The organism is Actinoplanes sp. HUAS TT8 (assembly GCF_051380535.1).
In the GTDB taxonomy this organism is placed as follows: Bacteria; Actinomycetota; Actinomycetes; order Mycobacteriales; family Micromonosporaceae; genus Actinoplanes.
On record NZ_CP195646.1, the window covers coordinates 2,455,305 to 2,471,135 of the forward strand.

The following is a 15,831-nucleotide window of genomic DNA, read 5'->3' on the forward strand; positions in this document are numbered from 1 at the left end:
ACGTCCTAGTATCGTGGAGGCGGCCCGTCCAGGAGAGTAGGTGTGGCATGGCGTTGCATGTTCCGGTCCATCCCGTGCGGTTCGTGACCGCGGCGAGCCTGTTCGACGGGCATGACGCGGCGATCAACGTGATGCGACGGCTGCTGCAGGCGCAGGGCGCCGAGGTGATCCATCTCGGGCATGACCGCAGTGTCGACGCCGTGGTGCAGGCCGCGGTCGAGGAGGATGCGCAGGGCGTCGCGATCTCGTCCTACCAGGGCGGCCACGTGGAGTACTTCACGTATCTGGTCGAGCGTCTGCGTGAGGCCGGCGCCGGGCACGTCAAGGTGTTCGGCGGTGGTGGCGGGGTGATCGTGCCCGAGGAGATCGCGCTGCTGGCCGAGCGTGGTGTCACCATCTTCTCGCCGCAGGACGGGCAGCGTCTCGGCCTGCCCGGCATGATCAACGAGCTGATCCGGGCCTGCGACGTGGATCTGGCCGCGCGGGAGCCGGATGTCGACGCCGTTCTCTCCGGTGACCCGGCGGCGCTGGCGCGGGCGATCACGGTTCTGGAGGCGGGTCGTTCGCCGGAGATCGCCGCCCGGTTCCGGGAGGCCGCGCGGGCCGTGCCGGTGCTCGGTACGACCGGCACCGGCGGTTCGGGCAAGTCGTCGCTCACCGACGAGCTGCTGCGCCGGTTCCGCCTCGATCAGGAGGACAAGCTGCGGATCGCGGTCCTGGCGATCGACCCGACCCGGCGTCGCGGTGGTGGCGCGCTGCTCGGCGACCGGATCCGGATGAACGCGCTGGAGACCGGCCGCACGTTCTTCCGCTCCCTGGCCACGCGTACTGCGGGCGCGCAGCTGCCGGAGCACCTGGACGACATCATTGCGGCGGTCCGGGCGGCCGGGTTCGACCTGGTCATCGTGGAGACGCCCGGCATCGGGCAGGGTGACGCGGCCATCGTGCCGTTCTCCGACGTGGCGCTCTACGTGATGACGCCCGAGTTCGGCGCCGCGTCCCAGCTCGAGAAGATCGACATGCTGGACTTCGCCGACGTCGTGGCCATCAACAAGTATGAGCGTCGTGGTGCCGAGGACGCCCGGCGTGACGTGGCCCGGCAACTGGTGCGCAACCGGGAGGCGTTCGGGACGCCGTGGGAGCAGATGCCGGTCTTCGGCACCAGCGCGGCCCGGTTCAACGACGACGGCGTGACCGCGCTCTACCAGCACCTGCGGGAGCTGCTGGTCGCCAAGGGGCTGCCGGCCGGCGCGGGGACGCTGCCGCACGCCGACGTGCACGCGTCGTCGGGGCTGACCAGCGTCGTTCCGTCGGCCCGGGCGCGATATCTGGCCGACATCGCCGACGCGGTGCGCGGCTACCACCAGGCGACGGCGGCGCAGGTCGAGGTGGTGCGGCGACGTCAGGCCCTGCGTCTGACCGCCGATCTGCTCGGCGAGGACCCGGCCGGGGAAACGGTTCGCGGAATGGCCGAGGGCGCCGATCGGGAACTGCTTCCGGACGTACGAAATCTGCTGTTGAACTGGTCTTCGGTTGTCGAGGACTATGCCGGGGACGAATACGTGTATCGGGTTCGCGACCGGGAGATCCGGACGCCGCTGACCCGCACGACGTTGTCCGGTTCGAAGATCCGGCGGGTGGCGTTGCCGCGCACCGGTGACGAGGCCGAACTGGTGTCGTTCCTGCGGCGGGAGAATCTGCCGGGGTTCTTCCCGTTCACCGCCGGGGTGTTCCCGTTCAAGCGCGAGGGCGAGGCCCCGGCCCGGATGTTCGCCGGCGAGGGTGATCCTTTCCGGACGAACCGGCGGTTCCATCTGCTGTCGCAGGGGCAGCCGGCGACCCGGTTGTCGACGGCGTTCGACTCGGTCACGCTCTACGGCCGCGACCCGGATCTGCGCCCCGACATCTACGGCAAGGTGGGCACCTCGGGTGTCTCGATCGCCACCCTGGACGACATGAAGGTCCTCTACGACGGCTTCGACCTGTGCTCGCCGACCACGTCGGTGTCGATGACCATCAACGGACCGGCGCCGGCGATCCTGGCCATGTTCCTGAACACCGCCATCGATCAGCAGCTGGCCGCCAACCCGGACGAACCCCGCGAAGAGGTCGTCGCGCGGACGCTGTCGACGGTGCGCGGGACCGTGCAGGCCGACATTCTCAAGGAGGATCAGGGGCAGAACACCTGCATCTTCTCCACCGAGTTCGCGCTGCGCTGCATGGGCGACATCCAGCAGTGGTTCATCGACCGGAAGGTCCGGAACTTCTATTCGGTATCGATCAGTGGCTATCACATTGCCGAGGCGGGCGCGAACCCGATCAGTCAGCTCGCGTTCACCCTCGCCAATGGGTTCACGTACGTCGAGTCGTACCTGGCCCGGGGTATGAAGATCGATGATTTTGCCCCGAACCTGTCGTTCTTCTTCTCCAACGGCATGGACGCCGAGTATTCGGTGATCGGCCGGGTCGCCCGGCGCATCTGGTCGGTGGCGATGCGCGAGCGGTACGGCGCGGGGGAGCGCTCGCAGAAGCTGAAGTACCACGTGCAGACGTCGGGGCGCTCGCTGCACGCGCAGGAGATGGACTTCAACGACATCCGGACCACGCTGCAGGCGCTCTGCGCGATCTACGACAACGCCAACAGCCTGCACACCAACGCGTACGACGAGGCGGTCACCACCCCGAGCGAGCACTCGGTGCGCCGCGCCCTGGCCATCCAGATGATCATCGACAAGGAGTGGGGACTGGCCGGGAACGAGAACCCGTTGCAGGGCTCGTACATCATCGACGAGCTCACCGACCTGGTCGAGGACGCCGTGCTGGCCGAGTTCGACCGGATCGCCGAACGCGGCGGGGTGCTCGGCGCGATGGAGACCGGCTATCAGCGCGGCCGCATCCAGGACGAATCGATGCTGTACGAGCACCGCAAGCACGACGGCACGCTGCCGCTGGTCGGCGTCAACACGTTCCTCGACCCGCACCGCGACGACAGCCCGCCGCAGAAGGTCGACCTGGCCCGCGCGACCGAGCAGGAGAAGAAGTCCCAGCTGGACCGGCTGGCCGACTTCCACGCCCGGCACGCGAGTGAGGCGCCGGCCGCGCTGGCCCGGCTGCAGCAGGCGGCGATGGGCGGCGGGAACGTGTTCGCCGAGCTGATGAACGCGGTGCGGTACTGCTCGCTCGGGCAGATCTCGGACGCGTTCTTCGTGGTCGGCGGCCAGTACCGGCGCAACGTTTGACCACCTCCCACGCCGACGATCTCGGGTTCGTCACCCGGCTGACGGGGCCGCCGCGGCGGATCGTCTCGCTGGTTCCGTCGCTGAGTGAGGCCCTGGCGGTAACCGTGCCGGATCGGCTCGTCGCGGTCACCGACTGGTGCACGCACCCGGCCGGCCTCGACGTGCCCCGGGTTCGCGGCACCAAGAACCCGGATCGGCGGGCGATCGCCGCGCTGCGCCCGGACCTCGTGGTGGCCAATCAGGAGGAGAACCGGCAGCTCGACGTGGAGCGGCTGCGGGCGGCCGGCGTGCCGGTCTGGGTGACGGCCATCGAGTCCCTGGACGACGCGTTCCGGTCGATGCGCCGGCTGTTCGTGCAGGTCCTCGCGGTCGAGGAACCGGCCTGGCTGCGGACGGCGGTGGCGTCGTGGAGCCGTCCGGCTCCGCTGCCGCGCCGCACGGTGGCCGTGCCGATCTGGCGGGATCCGTGGATGGTGATCGGCGCGCGCACGTTCACCGGTGACCTGCTGGACCGGCTCGGCCTGGACAACGTGGTCGGCGGGGACCGTTATCCCCGCCTGGAACTCGACGAGTTGAGGGCGTTCGCGCCGGATCTGGTGCTGCTGCCCGACGAGCCCTATGTCTTCACCGCGAAAGACGGACCAGAAGCCTTTCCCGACGTACGGACGGTGCTCGTCCCCGGCCGGCAACTGACCTGGTACGGGCCGTCCCTGGCCACCGCGCGGGACGAGTTGCTCGCCCTCGTCGACGTCGGTGAGCGGGAACCGGGTTGGCCGGGCGCCGGATAATCGATTATCCTTGCCATCGTCGATCAGATGGGAGGGAACGACCGATGACCACAGTCTTCCTCACGGGCGCCACGGACGGGTTGGGCCGGGCGGTCGCGCATCGGCTGGCCGAGCAGGGCGCCGACCTGATCCTGCACGGCCGCGACCGGGCCCGTCTGGACCGGGTGGCCGCCGAGGTCGGTGGCAAGCCGCTCACCGTGCTGGCCGACCTGGCCGACCTCGCCCAGGTCCGCGCCCTGGCCGCGGAGGTCTCGGCCGCGACCGACCGGCTGGACGTCTTCATCAGCAACGCGGGCGTCGCGCCCTCCGACGACGGGCGGGAGCTCAGCCACGACGGTTATGAGCTCGGCTTCGCGGTCAACTATCTGGCCGGGTTCCTGCTCACCCGCGAGCTGCTGCCCCTGCTGCGCCGCTCGGCCCCGGCCCGCGTCGTCAACGTCGCCTCGCTGAGCCAGACGCCTCTGGACCTCGACGATCTGATGCTCGACCGCGGCTATTCGGGTGACCGGTCCTACGGCCAGTCGAAGCTGGCGCAGATCATCTCCGGCATGGAACTGGCCACGCGCGTCGACCCCGCCGAGGTGACCGTGAACAGTCTGCATCCGGCGACCTTCATGCCCACCAAGATGCTGGGCGGCGACCTGCACCTGGCGATGGATTCCATCGAGACGGGCGTGGCGGCGACCGTGCGACTGGCCACCGGCCGCGACGTCGCCGGCGTGACCGGCCGGTTCTTCAACCGGCAGCGCGAGACCCGGGCCGCCGCGCAGGCCTACGACACCGCCGCTCGGGCCCGGCTGTGGCAGCGCAGCGAGGAGCTGGTGGACCGTTAGTTCGTCTGCTCCAGCTCCTGTCGCCACCGGCCCAGGTCCTCGGCGAGCCGGCCCAGTGTCGCCGGGGGCAGTCCGGCGCTCAGTTCGGCCATCGCGGCGTCGAAGGTGGGCCGGGCCGTGGCCACCGCCTGCTCGCCGGCCGGAGTGAGGACGAGCAGGGACGAGCGCCGGTCGTCCGGGTTGGCCTGGCGTTCGCACCAGCCGCGGGCGACCAGCCGGTCGACGGCTTTGCTGGTGGCGCCGACCGTGATGTCGACCTCCAGGGCGATGTCGTTGACCCGGCACGCCGGCCGTTCGCCGATGATCTGCAGGAATTCCAGGGCGCCGAGCGGCATGTCGTGGCGGGCGCGCAGGCGTGCGTCGATGCGGTTGTAGAGCCGCGTCTCGGTCCGCACCAGATCGGTGAAGAGCTTCATGGCGTCCGTCACAGTCCGACTTCCGTTCATGGGAATTATCTTCTAAGGAATCTACTTTGATTCCTAGGAAGACATTCTCGCACTGGAGGACGACATGACCCGACAGCAGCAGCGCGACGCCGTCCGAGCCGCCCTGGCCGCGACCCCGCGCGAACGCGGCACCCTGGAGCAGGAACGGGCCGGATTCGAGATCTTCGGGACGTCGCGCCCGCTCGCCGACGGCGTGACCGGCGTCGACACCACGCTCGGCGGGCGGCCGGCGGTGCGGCTGACGGCCGGCTCGGGTCCCACCGTGCTGCTGTACCTGCACGGCGGGGGCTACGTCGTCGGATCCGCCCGCACCGGCACGCGGCTCGCGTCCGCGCTGATCGCGCGCACCGGCGGCACCGCCTACTCGCTGGACTACCGGCTCGCGCCGGAACACCCGTACCCGGCCGGGGCCGACGACGCGCTCGCCGCCTACCGCGAACTGCTCCGGTCGAGCCCGGCCGGGAACATCGTGGTCGCGGGCGACTCGGCCGGCGGTGGACTGGCCGTCGCCATGCTGGTGGCCGCGCGCGAGGCCGGCCTGCCGCAGCCGGCCGCCACCGCGGTGTTCTCGCCGTGGGCCGACCTGACCCTGAGCGGCGACAGCCTGCGGACCCGGGCCGAGGCCGACCCGCTGTTCACCGTCGACTCCCTGCGCTGGTACGCCGAGCGCTACGTCCCCGAGGGCGCCCGCCCGGCCAGTCCGATCTTCGCCGACCTGTCCGGGCTGGCGCCCCTGCTGGTCCAGGTCGGCGCCGACGAGATCCTCCTCGACGACGCCGTGCGCCTGGCCGCCCGCGCCGCCGCCGGCGAGGTCGAGGTGACCCTCGAGGTCGGCCCCGGGCTGCCGCACGTGTACCAGCTCAACTTCGGCTCCCTCGACGACGCCGACGACGCCCTGGACCGCGCCGCCGCCTTCCTGTCCCGCAAGCGGTAGATCGGCGACCGTCGCGTCCGGGCCGAGGCGAGACGGCGCCGGCCGGGTCGTGACGGTCAGTTCTTCCGGGCGTCCTTGCTCATCTGTTTCCACACCTTGCGCTGCTCGGCCATGGCGGCCGGGTCGTTGCGGCGCTCCTGGTAGGCCAGTTCGCGCTGGATGGCCCGCCAGCTGTCCAGCCGTCGCTCCGGGAGCTCGCCGGTGGCCACGGCCTCCTCGACGGCGCAACCGGAGTCGCCGTCGTGGCCGCAGTTGCGGAACCGGCACGCCTCGGCGAGATCGCTGATGTCGGAGAACGTCTCGCCGACCGCCTCGTCCGAGGCGAGCAGGTCGAGCGACCGGATGCCCGGAACGTCGAGCAGCACGCCGCCGGCGCTCGTCCGGAACAGCCGGCGGGTCGTCGTGGTGTGCCGGCCCTGCCCGTCGCCGCGCACGTCCCGGACCGCCTCGGCGCGACCCTCAAGTGCGTTGAGCAGGGAGGTCTTGCCCACGCCGGAGGCGCCCAGCATCGTCGTGGTGCTGCCGGACCGCAGGTGGTCGCGCACCTGGTCGAGTCCGCTGCGATCCACCGAGCTGGTGACGATGATCGGCGTGCCGAAGGCGACGGAACCGGCCTGCTCCACGGCCTCGCCGGGATCGGCGCAACCGTCGGCCTTGGTCAGAACCACGACCGGCGCGGCCCCGCTGTCCCAGGCCATCACCTGAAGGCGCTCCAGCACGTGCAGGTTGAGCGGCCGGTCGATCGGCAGCACGATCATGATGGTGTCGATGTTGGCCGCCAGGACCTGGATGTCCTTGCCGTTCGGGTCCGGCCGCTGCAGCGCGGTCCGGCGGACGCCGACCTCGGCGACCCGGCCGTCCTCGACCGCCACCCAGTCACCGGCCACCGGGCGCAGGTTCAGGTCGTGACCGAGGTCGAAGGTCTCGTGCACCGTCCGGTCGTCGGCCGGGAACCAGGCGATCTCCACCTTCGCACCGTGCATGACGATCACCCGGCCCGGCCGGCGGCCACCGGCCAGGGCGAACTCCAGGTCGTCGGCGGCCGACCACCCGACCGCGGTCAGCTCGGTCGTCAGGTCGTCGGAGATCCGGATCTGCGGCATTGATCAATACTTTCAGAGCGCCGGAACGGTGGGCAAAGCGGTCGTCCGCGGGCGGCCGTGCGTCCGCGGGGGCGAAGATGGGCCGATGGGGGAGTTGCTGGCCCGGCTCGTGGGAGCGGACCCCGACGCCGCGCGGGAAGCGGCGCTGGAGCTCGGGGATCGCCGTGACTACGAGGCGGTGCCCGTGATGCTGGAAGTCCTGGCGACGACCCCCGACACCAGGGTGCGCAACGGGGTCGCCTACGCGCTGTCGGCCATGCGGATCCCCGAGACGTTCGACGTCGTCGTGGCGCTGCTGAGGGAGGAGCGGACCCGCGGGGCCCGGGGCACGCTGCTGTTCGCGCTGCGGCCCTTCGACTGCCTGAGCATTCTGCCGCTGCTGGTGGAGATCGTCATCGACGACACCTGGGAGTCGTCGCGGGAGGCGGCGTACCTGATCAGCGAGGTCGAGGTCATTCCGGTCGAGGCCTGGGAGCCGCTGCGGGAACGGCTGCGGGCGGCGCGCGTGGACGACGAGCGCCGCGAGACGATCGAGTTCCTGCTCGGGTTCTTCCGGGCGGAGGGGTGACCTTTACGTCGCCGCTACAGGGCTACCGCTTGGATGGGCCGCATGAACCACGACGTTGCTCTGTCCGCGCCGACCCGACGTACGCGCGGATGGGTTTTGTGGGGTTTGGTCCTGGTCGCTGTCGCGGGAGCGCTGTTCGTGGTGCGGGGGCCGCTGCTGATGTCGGCGCCGGCGTGCCTGGGCCTGCGGTGGCACGGCTGCCTGAGCACCGAGAACGGTGTGGTGCTGGTGACCCTGGCCCTGATCCCGGTGTCGCTGCTGGTGGCGGCCGCGCTGACCGCTCTGCGGCGGGCGCCGGGCGCGTGGCGGCGGTCGGTGGCCGAGGTGGGGATGGTGCACGGGACGCTGCCGTTCGTGTGGATGACGCTGATGCCGGGGCCCGGCGCCGGGTTCGTCGACGGGCGGGTGAGCCTGATCCCGCTGCGTGACCTGGTCACCATGGGGCCGATCGGGATCGGCGGGAACCTGCTGGTGCTGGCGTCGCTCGGGTTCTTCGGGCCGATCCGGTTCGCGGCGCTGGCCTCGCTGCCGCGGATCCTGGCACTCGGGGCGGGCTGCTCGATCCTGATCGAGACCGCGCAGTACGTCTTCCAGCTCGATCGAGTCTCCTCGATCGACGACGTGCTGGTCAACGCGACCGGTGCGGTGCTGGGCGCCCTGCTGTCGCGCCGCTGGTGGGCCGGTGATGGGGCGTCACCGGTCCGTGACGACCGGTGAGACACACGGGTGCGCGGGCCGGGGTCCGTACGGGAAGCTTCTCGGGTCGGCAACTTCGGACGTACGCGAAAGGGCGCAGATCATGGACATGAAGCTGGAAGTCGTCGTGGTGCCGGTCTCCGACGTCGATCGGGCCAAGGCCTTCTACACCGGCCTCGGATGGCGGCTGGACGCGGATTTCACCAAAGATGACCTACGGGTCGTGCAGGTGACCCCGCCCGGATCCCCGGCCTCCGTCATTTTCGGCAAATCGATCACCAAGCAGGCGCCCGGCACCGCCGAGGGCCTGCAGTTGATCGTCGCCGACATCGAGGCCGCGCACGACGAACTCAAGCGCCTCGGCGCCGAACCCAGCGAGGTCTGGCACGACGCCGGCGGCGTGTTCCACCACGGCGGCACCGACGCCCGCGTGCCCGGCCCGGCCGCCGACCGCGGCAGCTACGGCTCCTACCTGTCGTTCGACGACCCGGACGGCAACGGCTGGATCCTGCAGGAGATCACCACCCGGCTGCCCGGCCGCGTCGACCCGTCGACCACCACCTACGCGTCGGTGTCCGACCTGGCCGACGCCATGCGCCGGGCCGCCGCCGCGCACGGCGAGCACGAGGCCCGCACCGGCGAGGCCGACGCGAACTGGCCCGACTGGTACGCGTCGTACATGGTCGCCGAGCAGGCCGGCACCGAACTCCCGCAGTGAGCGTCCCCGAGTGAGCGGAGCAGGCCCCGGCCGGGCCCTCGGCGACGTGCTGTGCCGCGACGGTGTCGAACTCGCCCTGGCCCGGCCGCGTCCGCCGCCTGCCTCGACGGCGACGAGTACGTCGCCCGGCCGAGGTCGTTTACGTGACTTCTGGCCGCTGGGCGCGGGTGTCGACGTGGAGCATGATCGCCCGGGCGTAGAGGTACAGGCCGCCGAGGGCGCTGACGACGGCGACCGGGATGCCGTAGGCCGCAGGCAGGTACATGGCCAGGAACCAGGAACGGGCCTCGACGCCGCGCAGGATGAAGATCAGCGGGATCAGGCCCTGCGGGAGGAGCAGGATCGAGCCGAGCCCCCACAGCAGACCCTCGACCGAGGACCCCTTCTGCGGGGTCGCGCGGGCGGCCGGCACGGCCCGGCCGGTACGCATGGTGTGGAGCAGGTCGGGCCCGTGCGTGGCCAGCCGCCGGGCCGCCAGCGCGCCCAGCCGGTACGCGACCAGCACCCCGGTCGCCACCCCGACCGGCACCCCGGCCCAGGTCAGCCAGGTCAGGTCGAGCCGCGAGCCGAGGAACACCACGCCCGCCGCGGGCACGGCCGGCAGCAGCCCGACCCAGAACAGGACGTTGGACTGTCCGGTGGTGTCGGCCCGTTCGAGCGGGTTGCTCGGCCGTTTGTGCGCGTCCGGCCCCGGGACCAGGCCGAACACCGACGCGTAGACGATGAGGCCGGCGCCGCCGCCGAGCAGGGCCGGGATCAGGGCGGCGACCCACGGCCAGGTCCAGGTGTAGCCGCCCCACCAGGTGAAGCCGGCACCGAGCAGGACGGCCGGGGGACCGAAGACGATCAGGTACGCCCACTGGCGCCCGCGGACGTCGGCGCGCTGGGCGCCGGCCGTCAGGGTCTGCCAGACGGCCGTACCGTCCTGGCTGTAGAGATTGCACGCCGAGGTGATCGCGAACAGGGCGAGCGCCGGCCCGGCCCAGGGCAGCAGCAGCCGGGCGTCGAAGGTCAACGGCAGCAGCACCGTGCCCAGCGCCCAGAACAGCGGCACGGTGGCCGTGGTGATCCGCAGCGGGTCGCGCCACCAGGTGCGCAACTCCTTGACGACGACCGCGCGGACCGGGCCGGTGCCGGGGGTGCCGTGGGCGCCGCCGCCGCCGATGGTGACCCGGGCGCGGCGCGAGGCGCCCAGCTCGATCGACCAGACCAGGAGCAGCAGCCCGGACAGCACGGCCAGGCCGAGCGGCGCGCCGACGGCGAGCGGCCAGTCCCCGCGGGCGGCGGCGTCGACCGCCACGATGCCCCAGCTCGACGGGATCGCCCGCAGCACGGTGGTCGTCGTGGCCGAGAACCCGGTGGTCAGGATGTCCGAGTAGGCGATCGCGAGGGCGATCATCCAGCCGGACTGGGTGAGCACGAGCATCGCCGCGAACAGCAGGCCGGTGACGGCCGCACCGACGCGGGACGCGGCGACGACACCGAACAGCGCGTACGCCACGCGGGACAGCAGCACCACGAAGACCAGCTGCACTGCGGCCACGGGGGCCGCGACGAGGGCCGGGACGAGACCGTGCCGGCCTCCGTACACGATCAGGGAAGTGAATCCCACTAGGGTGACCGCGGTGGTGATGCCGACGAACGCGGCACCCAGCAGACCGACCGCGAGCTTGCGCCGGGGAACCGGGAGCAGCGCGAAATGGTCGGCCCGCAGCACGGCCGAGCCGCCCCAGAGCGGACCGATCAGCCAGCCCAGCGTCCACATCACGAACACGCAGGCCAGCAGGTCGCCCCGGACCTTCTCGGCCGGAAGATCGACCATGGTGAGCCAGATCGTGCCGGCCGCGAACAGCAGACCGAAGGCGGCGCCGACGAGCATCCAGGCGGCCCGGCCGCCGGTCATCGAGTTACGGATGATCGCCAGCTTCATCCGGATCAGGACGCCAGCCACGACAGGCCCTTCCGGGTGTGCTCGTCGCCGCCGACCAGGCGTACGAAAGTCTGCTCCAGGGTCGTGTCGCCGCGCACCTCGTCGAGGGGTCCGGCCGCGACGACCCGCCCGCGGGCCATCACCGCGACGGTGTCGCACAGCTGCTCGACCAGCGGCATCACATGGCTGGAGAGCACCACCGAGCCGCCGCCGGCCACGAACCCGTTCAGGATCGCCTTCAGCGCCGCCGCCGAGACCGGGTCGACCGCCTCGAACGGCTCGTCCAGCACCAGCAGCCGGGGCCCGTGCAGCAACGCCGTGGCCAGGCCGATCTTCTTGCGCATGCCGGTCGAGTAGTCCACCACCAGCGTCCGCTCGGCGGCTTCGAGCTCCATCACTTCCAGCAATTCGCGTACGCGTCCGGCCAACACCCCGGCCTCGATGCCGCGCAGCTCGCCGATGTAGGTGAGCAACTCCCGCCCGGTCAGCCGCTCCGGCATCGACAGCCCGTCCGGCAACACGCCCATCAGCGTCTTCGCCTCGGCCGGGGCCGACCACACGTCGACGCCGAACACCTGCGAGGTGCCGGAGTCCGGCCGCAGCAGCCCGACCGCCATCGACAGGGTGGTGGTCTTGCCGGCGCCGTTCGGCCCGACCAGCCCGAAGAACGAGCCCTGCGGCACGACGAGGTCGACGTCCTCGACCGCCACCTTCTCGCCGAACCGCTGGTGCAATCCGGACAGGCGGAGAGCGGGTGTGGTCGCTGGATCCATGGTTCCCCTCGGCAGTTCGTGCACGAAGCGAACAGTCTGACCGATTCGGGGGCGGGCCGCTGCCCCGATCATCTTCAGCCGCCGCGCTCGGTGCCGATCAGGATGGCCGTGAGCAACCGGCTGCTGACGCGGCTCGCGGTAATCGTGCTGACAGGGATAGCCCTGCAGCTTCTTCTGCCGTGCCTGTCGAAGAACGCCGGCCTGATCGTGGCCTGCCTGCCGATCGCCGTCTCCGGTTGTTACGCGGCGTTCGGCTTCCGTCGGCAGGCGCGGCAGAATCGGGGCCGGCAGCGGGCCGGTCTGATGCTCGGGGCGCTGGCCGCCGGCATGCTGGGCGTCTCGTACCTGTTCTACACGCTCGACGCCGTTCTCGGCGGGGTCACGCTGGTCAGCGACATGGCGAGCTTCATCAGCATCGCGGCCGCGGTGGTCGTCGTGCCGGCCATCCTGGTCGCCGTGCCGCCGTTCCCCAATCGGCTGGCCCGGATCACGTACGCGATCGACGTCACCACCGTGGCCGGGGCCATCTTCGCCACGTCCTGGCAGTTCGTGCTGGCCCCGGCGGCGAGCCGCCTCGACGCCGGGAACCGGGCGTTCTTCATCGTCACGGTCCTGCCCGAGGTGATCGCCGCCGCGCTGGCGCTGATGCTGATGTCACGCCCGGCCGCCGGCCGATATCGATCAATGCGTCTGCTCTCGGCGGGACTGGCCACGTTCGCTCTCGCCGCGATCATCAGCACCCACAATCATGTGTACGACGTTCCGTGGTACACCAACGGGCTGGGCGCGGTCTACTTCGTCGGCGGTCTGATCATGGGGCTGGCCAGCCAGACCATGGTCACGCGGAACGACACCCGGGACGACGAGGCCGAGCCGATCGCCGGTTCGTGGAGCATCCTGCCGTACCTGCCGGTGAGCGTGGCGCTGACCTCGGTCGCCGTGCCGTACGTGCACACCGGGTCGCTGAGTCCGGTTCTGGTCTGGACCCTGTTGTCGACGTCGGTGCTGGCCATGATCCGGCAGTTCCTCAACCTGATCGCGGTCAAGGCGCTCGTCACCGACCTCGAGGAGCAGCGCCGGCGCCTCGACCATCAGGCCCACCACGACGTGCTGACCGGGCTGCCGAACCGGGCCGCGTTCTACACGATCGCGCGCACGACCCTGGCCCGGACCCGGCCGGGGAGCTGCACCGCCGTACTGCTGCTCGATCTTGATGGATTTAAGATCATCAACGATACGTACGGTCATGCGGCCGGTGACGCCCTGCTGGTCGAGACGGGCGCCCGGATCAGCGCGGCGCTGCGCCAGCAGGACACGGTCGCGCGCCTCGGCGGCGACGAGTTCGCCATCATCATCACCGAGGTGACCGATCCGGCGGACGTCGCGGCCACCGGCGACCGCATCCTGGCCGGTCTCGCCGAGCCGATGACGATCGCCGGCACGACCCTGTTCGCCCGCGGCAGCGTCGGCGTCGCCCTGGCCGAGGGCCCGGGACACGACATCGACCGGGTCCTGCACGAGTCGGACGTCGCGCTCTACGCCGCCAAAGCCGCCGGCAAAGGCGTGGTACGCCTCGCGAGCTGATCGGTGAGCCGCGTCATGGTGGGTGGCGGTATCCACGCTGCGTGAACTAATTTCGTTAATAAGCGAAATGCCGAAGGGCGGTGGGTGCCGGTGCTGGAGGAGTGCAAGGCGCTGTCCAACGAGACGCGCCTGGCGATCCTGGAGTGGCTGAAGGATCCCGCCGCGCACTTCCCCGGGATCGAGGACACCGAGGCCGGCGTGTGCGTCGGCCTGCTCCAGCGGCGGGCCGGCTGCTCCGCCTCCACCGTCTCGGCCCACCTGGCGATCCTGCAACGAGCCGGCTTCCTGCGGTCGACCCGGCGCGGGCAGTGGACCTACTACCGCCGGGACGAGGAGCGCATCCGCGCCTTCGCCGAGCGCCTGCACCACGATCTGTGACTCACGAAAGGCGGCACCTCGATGCCCACCAAGCTCTCCCTGCTCGACCTGGCGCCGATCGCCGCCGGGCAGACCGCCCGTGACAGCTTCGAGGCCAGCGTGACGCTCGCCCGCGCGGCCGAGGCGGCCGGCTTCGAACGGGTCTGGTACGCCGAGCACCACAACATGGCCACGATCGCGTCGTCGGCCACGAGCGTCGTGATCGGCTACGTCGCCGCCCACACGTCGACGATCCGGCTCGGCGCCGGCGGCATCATGCTGCCCAACCACTCACCGCTGGTCATCGCCGAGCAGTTCGGCACCCTGGAGACGCTCTTCCCGGGGCGCATCGACCTCGGGCTGGGCCGGGCGCCGGGCAGCGACCAGCTCACGGCCCGGGCGCTGCGGCGCGACCACACGGCGGCCGACACGTTCCCGCAGGACGTCCTGGAACTGCAGGGCTACCTGGCCGGCCGCTCGGTGATCCCGGGCGTGCAGGCGGTCCCGCGCGCCGAGCAGCCCGTCCCGCTCTACGTCCTCGGCTCCTCGCTGTTCGGGGCGCAGCTCGCGGCCAAGCTCGGCCTGCCCTACGCGTTCGCCTCCCACTTCGCCCCGGACGCGCTGCACGAGGCGGTGCGCGTCTACCGCACCACGTTCGAGCCGTCGGCGCAGCTCGCCGAGCCGTACGTGATCGCCGGCGTCAACGTGATCGCCGCCGACAGCCACGACGAGGCGGTCGCGCAGAAGACGTCGGCCTACCGGGCCCGCACCCGCGCGTTCATCTCCCGCGGCAGCGTCGGACGCAACTACACCGACGCCGAGATCGACGCGTTCCTGGCCTCCCCGGGCGGTCAGCAGCTGGCCCAGATGACCCGGTACACCGCGGTCGGCACGCCGGACGAGGTCCGCGACTACCTGGCCGAGTTCGCCGAGTCCAGCCAGGCCGACGAGCTGATCACCGCCCACCACGCCCAGTCGGTCCAGGACCGCGTCCGCTCGATCGAACTGACCGGCGCGGCCATGGCGGCCACCGCGGCCGCCTGATCGCCGCAGCGCGGCTCAGCAGGGGGCGATCGAACGGGCCGGGCCGCCGATCCGGTACCACCGGTCGCCACTGCCGCTGTACTTCACGACCATGTCCCGGGTGGGGGACAGGGTGTAGAGGGCGGTGTCACCGACCAGGAACGTGTAGCCGGGACCGCCGATCCGGTTCCACTGCCCGTTGGCGTATCGGATGATGTCGCCCGAGCCGGGGCTGATGGCGAAGAAGCCGTAACCACCGGCGTACAGCTTGCGGGCCTGCCGCCCACCGGGGTCCAGGCGGTGCCCTGACCGGCCCGCCAACCCGACCCCGGCCCGTCCAACCCGACCCCGGCCCGTCAAGCCCGGCCCGTGCAGCCTGGCCTGTAATCGGCCCGGCCAGCCCGGCCTGTAAGAGGCAGGCCGGCGTTGCTTGTTCGCTTGAATCCCGGGCCCGCCGGCGAGTTGCGGTCGTGGGTGGTCAAGGTTTTGGTTGCCAGGCAACGTAAGCGCCGGTCGAGGTGGTTGCCGCCGCTTCGGCCCGGTGCGGTGCCAGCTCAAAGCAGGCCGCCCCGGGTCACGATCCGCCGTCCGCCCCCCCTGCCGCCCACCACAAGAACCCCTTCCGGGTACGGCGATCCGCCGCCCACTCCGCCGCCGCCCGCAAAGCACCCCACCGAGAGCCGCCAGCTGGCGCCGAGTGCTCCAAAGCGGCCCGGAAGGAACCGTCAGCGCCAGCTGAGAGCCGTCGGCTGGTGGTGAGGGCTCCAAAGGGGCCGGGAAGGAGCCGTGAGTGCCAGCTGCGGCTTGCCGGCTGGTGGTGACGGCTCCAAAGCAGCCCG

At 71.2% G+C, this 15,831-nt stretch carries 15 protein-coding genes; 10 read left to right on the forward strand and 5 right to left on the reverse strand.

Annotated elements, in window-relative coordinates; translation table 11 throughout:
* Positions 1–47 precede the first annotated feature (47 nt).
* The 3 genes from icmF to ACSHV8_RS10755 are packed head-to-tail and all read left to right on the forward strand — an operon-like array spanning position 48 to position 4,860.
* Positions 48–3,239 carry a fused isobutyryl-CoA mutase/GTPase IcmF gene (gene icmF, locus ACSHV8_RS10745; protein WP_436531882.1) on the forward strand — a complete coding sequence of 1,064 codons (3,192 nt, stop codon included), beginning with the start codon at positions 48–50 and terminating at the stop codon, positions 3,237–3,239.
* A complete protein-coding gene (locus ACSHV8_RS10750; protein WP_436531884.1) occupies positions 3,236–4,027 on the forward strand; it encodes a helical backbone metal receptor in 792 nt (263 codons plus the stop codon). Before icmF ends, ACSHV8_RS10750 begins: the two co-directional genes overlap by 4 nt.
* Positions 4,028–4,071: 44 nt before the next feature.
* Positions 4,072–4,860 carry an SDR family NAD(P)-dependent oxidoreductase gene (locus ACSHV8_RS10755; RefSeq protein WP_436531886.1) on the forward strand — a complete coding sequence of 263 codons (789 nt, stop codon included), beginning with the start codon at positions 4,072–4,074 and terminating at the stop codon, positions 4,858–4,860.
* On the opposite strand, the gene ACSHV8_RS10760 is transcribed toward ACSHV8_RS10755, so the two are convergent.
* The gene (locus tag ACSHV8_RS10760; protein ID WP_436531888.1) at positions 4,857–5,288 is read right to left on the reverse strand and encodes a MarR family winged helix-turn-helix transcriptional regulator; all 432 of its coding nucleotides are present in this window, start codon (positions 5,286–5,288) and stop codon (positions 4,857–4,859) included. The genes ACSHV8_RS10755 and ACSHV8_RS10760 overlap by 4 nt on opposite strands.
* Positions 5,289–5,370: 82 nt before the next feature.
* Here ACSHV8_RS10760 and ACSHV8_RS10765 point away from each other — a divergent pair, with 82 nt between their 5' ends.
* Positions 5,371–6,240 (forward strand): alpha/beta hydrolase, encoded by an 870-nt coding sequence (locus tag ACSHV8_RS10765; protein WP_436531890.1) that lies wholly within the window; start codon positions 5,371–5,373, stop codon positions 6,238–6,240.
* A gap of 56 nt (positions 6,241–6,296) precedes the next feature.
* Here the strand turns inward: ACSHV8_RS10765 and rsgA are convergent, their stop codons facing one another.
* A complete protein-coding gene (rsgA, locus tag ACSHV8_RS10770; RefSeq protein WP_436531892.1) occupies positions 6,297–7,343 on the reverse strand; it encodes a ribosome small subunit-dependent GTPase A in 1,047 nt (348 codons plus the stop codon).
* A gap of 85 nt (positions 7,344–7,428) precedes the next feature.
* Here rsgA and ACSHV8_RS10775 point away from each other — a divergent pair, with 85 nt between their 5' ends.
* From ACSHV8_RS10775 to ACSHV8_RS10785, 3 genes are all read left to right on the forward strand, one after another.
* A complete protein-coding gene (locus tag ACSHV8_RS10775; RefSeq protein WP_436531894.1) occupies positions 7,429–7,911 on the forward strand; it encodes a HEAT repeat domain-containing protein in 483 nt (160 codons plus the stop codon).
* Between the two features lie 42 nt (positions 7,912–7,953).
* The gene (locus ACSHV8_RS10780) at positions 7,954–8,628 is read left to right on the forward strand and encodes a VanZ family protein (protein WP_436531896.1); all 675 of its coding nucleotides are present in this window, start codon (positions 7,954–7,956) and stop codon (positions 8,626–8,628) included.
* A gap of 82 nt (positions 8,629–8,710) precedes the next feature.
* Entirely contained in the window at positions 8,711–9,325 is a 615-nt protein-coding gene (locus tag ACSHV8_RS10785; RefSeq protein WP_436531898.1) for a VOC family protein, read from the forward strand.
* 139 nt (positions 9,326–9,464) lie between these two features.
* On the opposite strand, the gene ACSHV8_RS10790 is transcribed toward ACSHV8_RS10785, so the two are convergent.
* Both ACSHV8_RS10790 and ACSHV8_RS10795 read right to left on the reverse strand, forming a co-directional pair.
* Positions 9,465–11,276 carry a hypothetical protein gene (locus tag ACSHV8_RS10790; RefSeq protein ID WP_436531900.1) on the reverse strand — a complete coding sequence of 604 codons (1,812 nt, stop codon included), beginning with the start codon at positions 11,274–11,276 and terminating at the stop codon, positions 9,465–9,467.
* Positions 11,261–12,028 carry an ABC transporter ATP-binding protein gene (locus ACSHV8_RS10795; protein WP_436531902.1) on the reverse strand — a complete coding sequence of 256 codons (768 nt, stop codon included), beginning with the start codon at positions 12,026–12,028 and terminating at the stop codon, positions 11,261–11,263. The genes ACSHV8_RS10790 and ACSHV8_RS10795 overlap by 16 nt, the downstream gene beginning before the upstream one ends.
* A 108-nt stretch (positions 12,029–12,136) precedes the next feature.
* Between ACSHV8_RS10795 and ACSHV8_RS10800 the strand changes: the two genes are divergently transcribed.
* The 3 genes from ACSHV8_RS10800 to ACSHV8_RS10810 all read left to right on the forward strand — a co-directional run bounded on the left by ACSHV8_RS10800 (position 12,137) and on the right by ACSHV8_RS10810 (position 15,013).
* Entirely contained in the window at positions 12,137–13,612 is a 1,476-nt protein-coding gene (locus tag ACSHV8_RS10800; RefSeq protein ID WP_436531904.1) for a diguanylate cyclase domain-containing protein, read from the forward strand.
* An 84-nt stretch (positions 13,613–13,696) separates the two neighbouring features.
* Positions 13,697–13,990 (forward strand): ArsR/SmtB family transcription factor, encoded by a 294-nt coding sequence (locus ACSHV8_RS10805; protein ID WP_436531906.1) that lies wholly within the window; start codon positions 13,697–13,699, stop codon positions 13,988–13,990.
* A gap of 21 nt (positions 13,991–14,011) precedes the next feature.
* Entirely contained in the window at positions 14,012–15,013 is a 1,002-nt protein-coding gene (locus ACSHV8_RS10810) for an LLM class flavin-dependent oxidoreductase (RefSeq protein ID WP_436531908.1), read from the forward strand.
* 15 nt (positions 15,014–15,028) lie between these two features.
* Here the strand turns inward: ACSHV8_RS10810 and ACSHV8_RS10815 are convergent, their stop codons facing one another.
* Positions 15,029–15,313 carry a hypothetical protein gene (locus ACSHV8_RS10815; protein WP_436531910.1) on the reverse strand — a complete coding sequence of 95 codons (285 nt, stop codon included), beginning with the start codon at positions 15,311–15,313 and terminating at the stop codon, positions 15,029–15,031.
* Positions 15,314–15,831: the final 518 nt, after the last annotated feature.

What these genes read in the sequence shown, in the direction of transcription:
- ACSHV8_RS10775 (WP_436531894.1), top strand. Translation starts at nt 7,429, where the DNA reads ATGGGGGAGTTGCTGGCCCGGCTCGTGGGAGCGGACCCCGACGCCGCG.
- ACSHV8_RS10810 (WP_436531908.1), top strand. Translation starts at nt 14,012, where the DNA reads ATGCCCACCAAGCTCTCCCTGCTCGACCTGGCGCCGATCGCCGCCGGG.
- ACSHV8_RS10785 (WP_436531898.1), top strand. Translation starts at nt 8,711, where the DNA reads ATGGACATGAAGCTGGAAGTCGTCGTGGTGCCGGTCTCCGACGTCGAT.
- icmF (WP_436531882.1), top strand. Translation starts at nt 48, where the DNA reads ATGGCGTTGCATGTTCCGGTCCATCCCGTGCGGTTCGTGACCGCGGCG.
- ACSHV8_RS10780 (WP_436531896.1), top strand. Translation starts at nt 7,954, where the DNA reads ATGAACCACGACGTTGCTCTGTCCGCGCCGACCCGACGTACGCGCGGA.
- ACSHV8_RS10795 (WP_436531902.1), bottom strand. Translation starts at nt 12,028, where the DNA reads ATGGATCCAGCGACCACACCCGCTCTCCGCCTGTCCGGATTGCACCAG.
- ACSHV8_RS10765 (WP_436531890.1), top strand. Translation starts at nt 5,371, where the DNA reads ATGACCCGACAGCAGCAGCGCGACGCCGTCCGAGCCGCCCTGGCCGCG.
- ACSHV8_RS10755 (WP_436531886.1), top strand. Translation starts at nt 4,072, where the DNA reads ATGACCACAGTCTTCCTCACGGGCGCCACGGACGGGTTGGGCCGGGCG.
- rsgA (WP_436531892.1), bottom strand. Translation starts at nt 7,343, where the DNA reads ATGCCGCAGATCCGGATCTCCGACGACCTGACGACCGAGCTGACCGCG.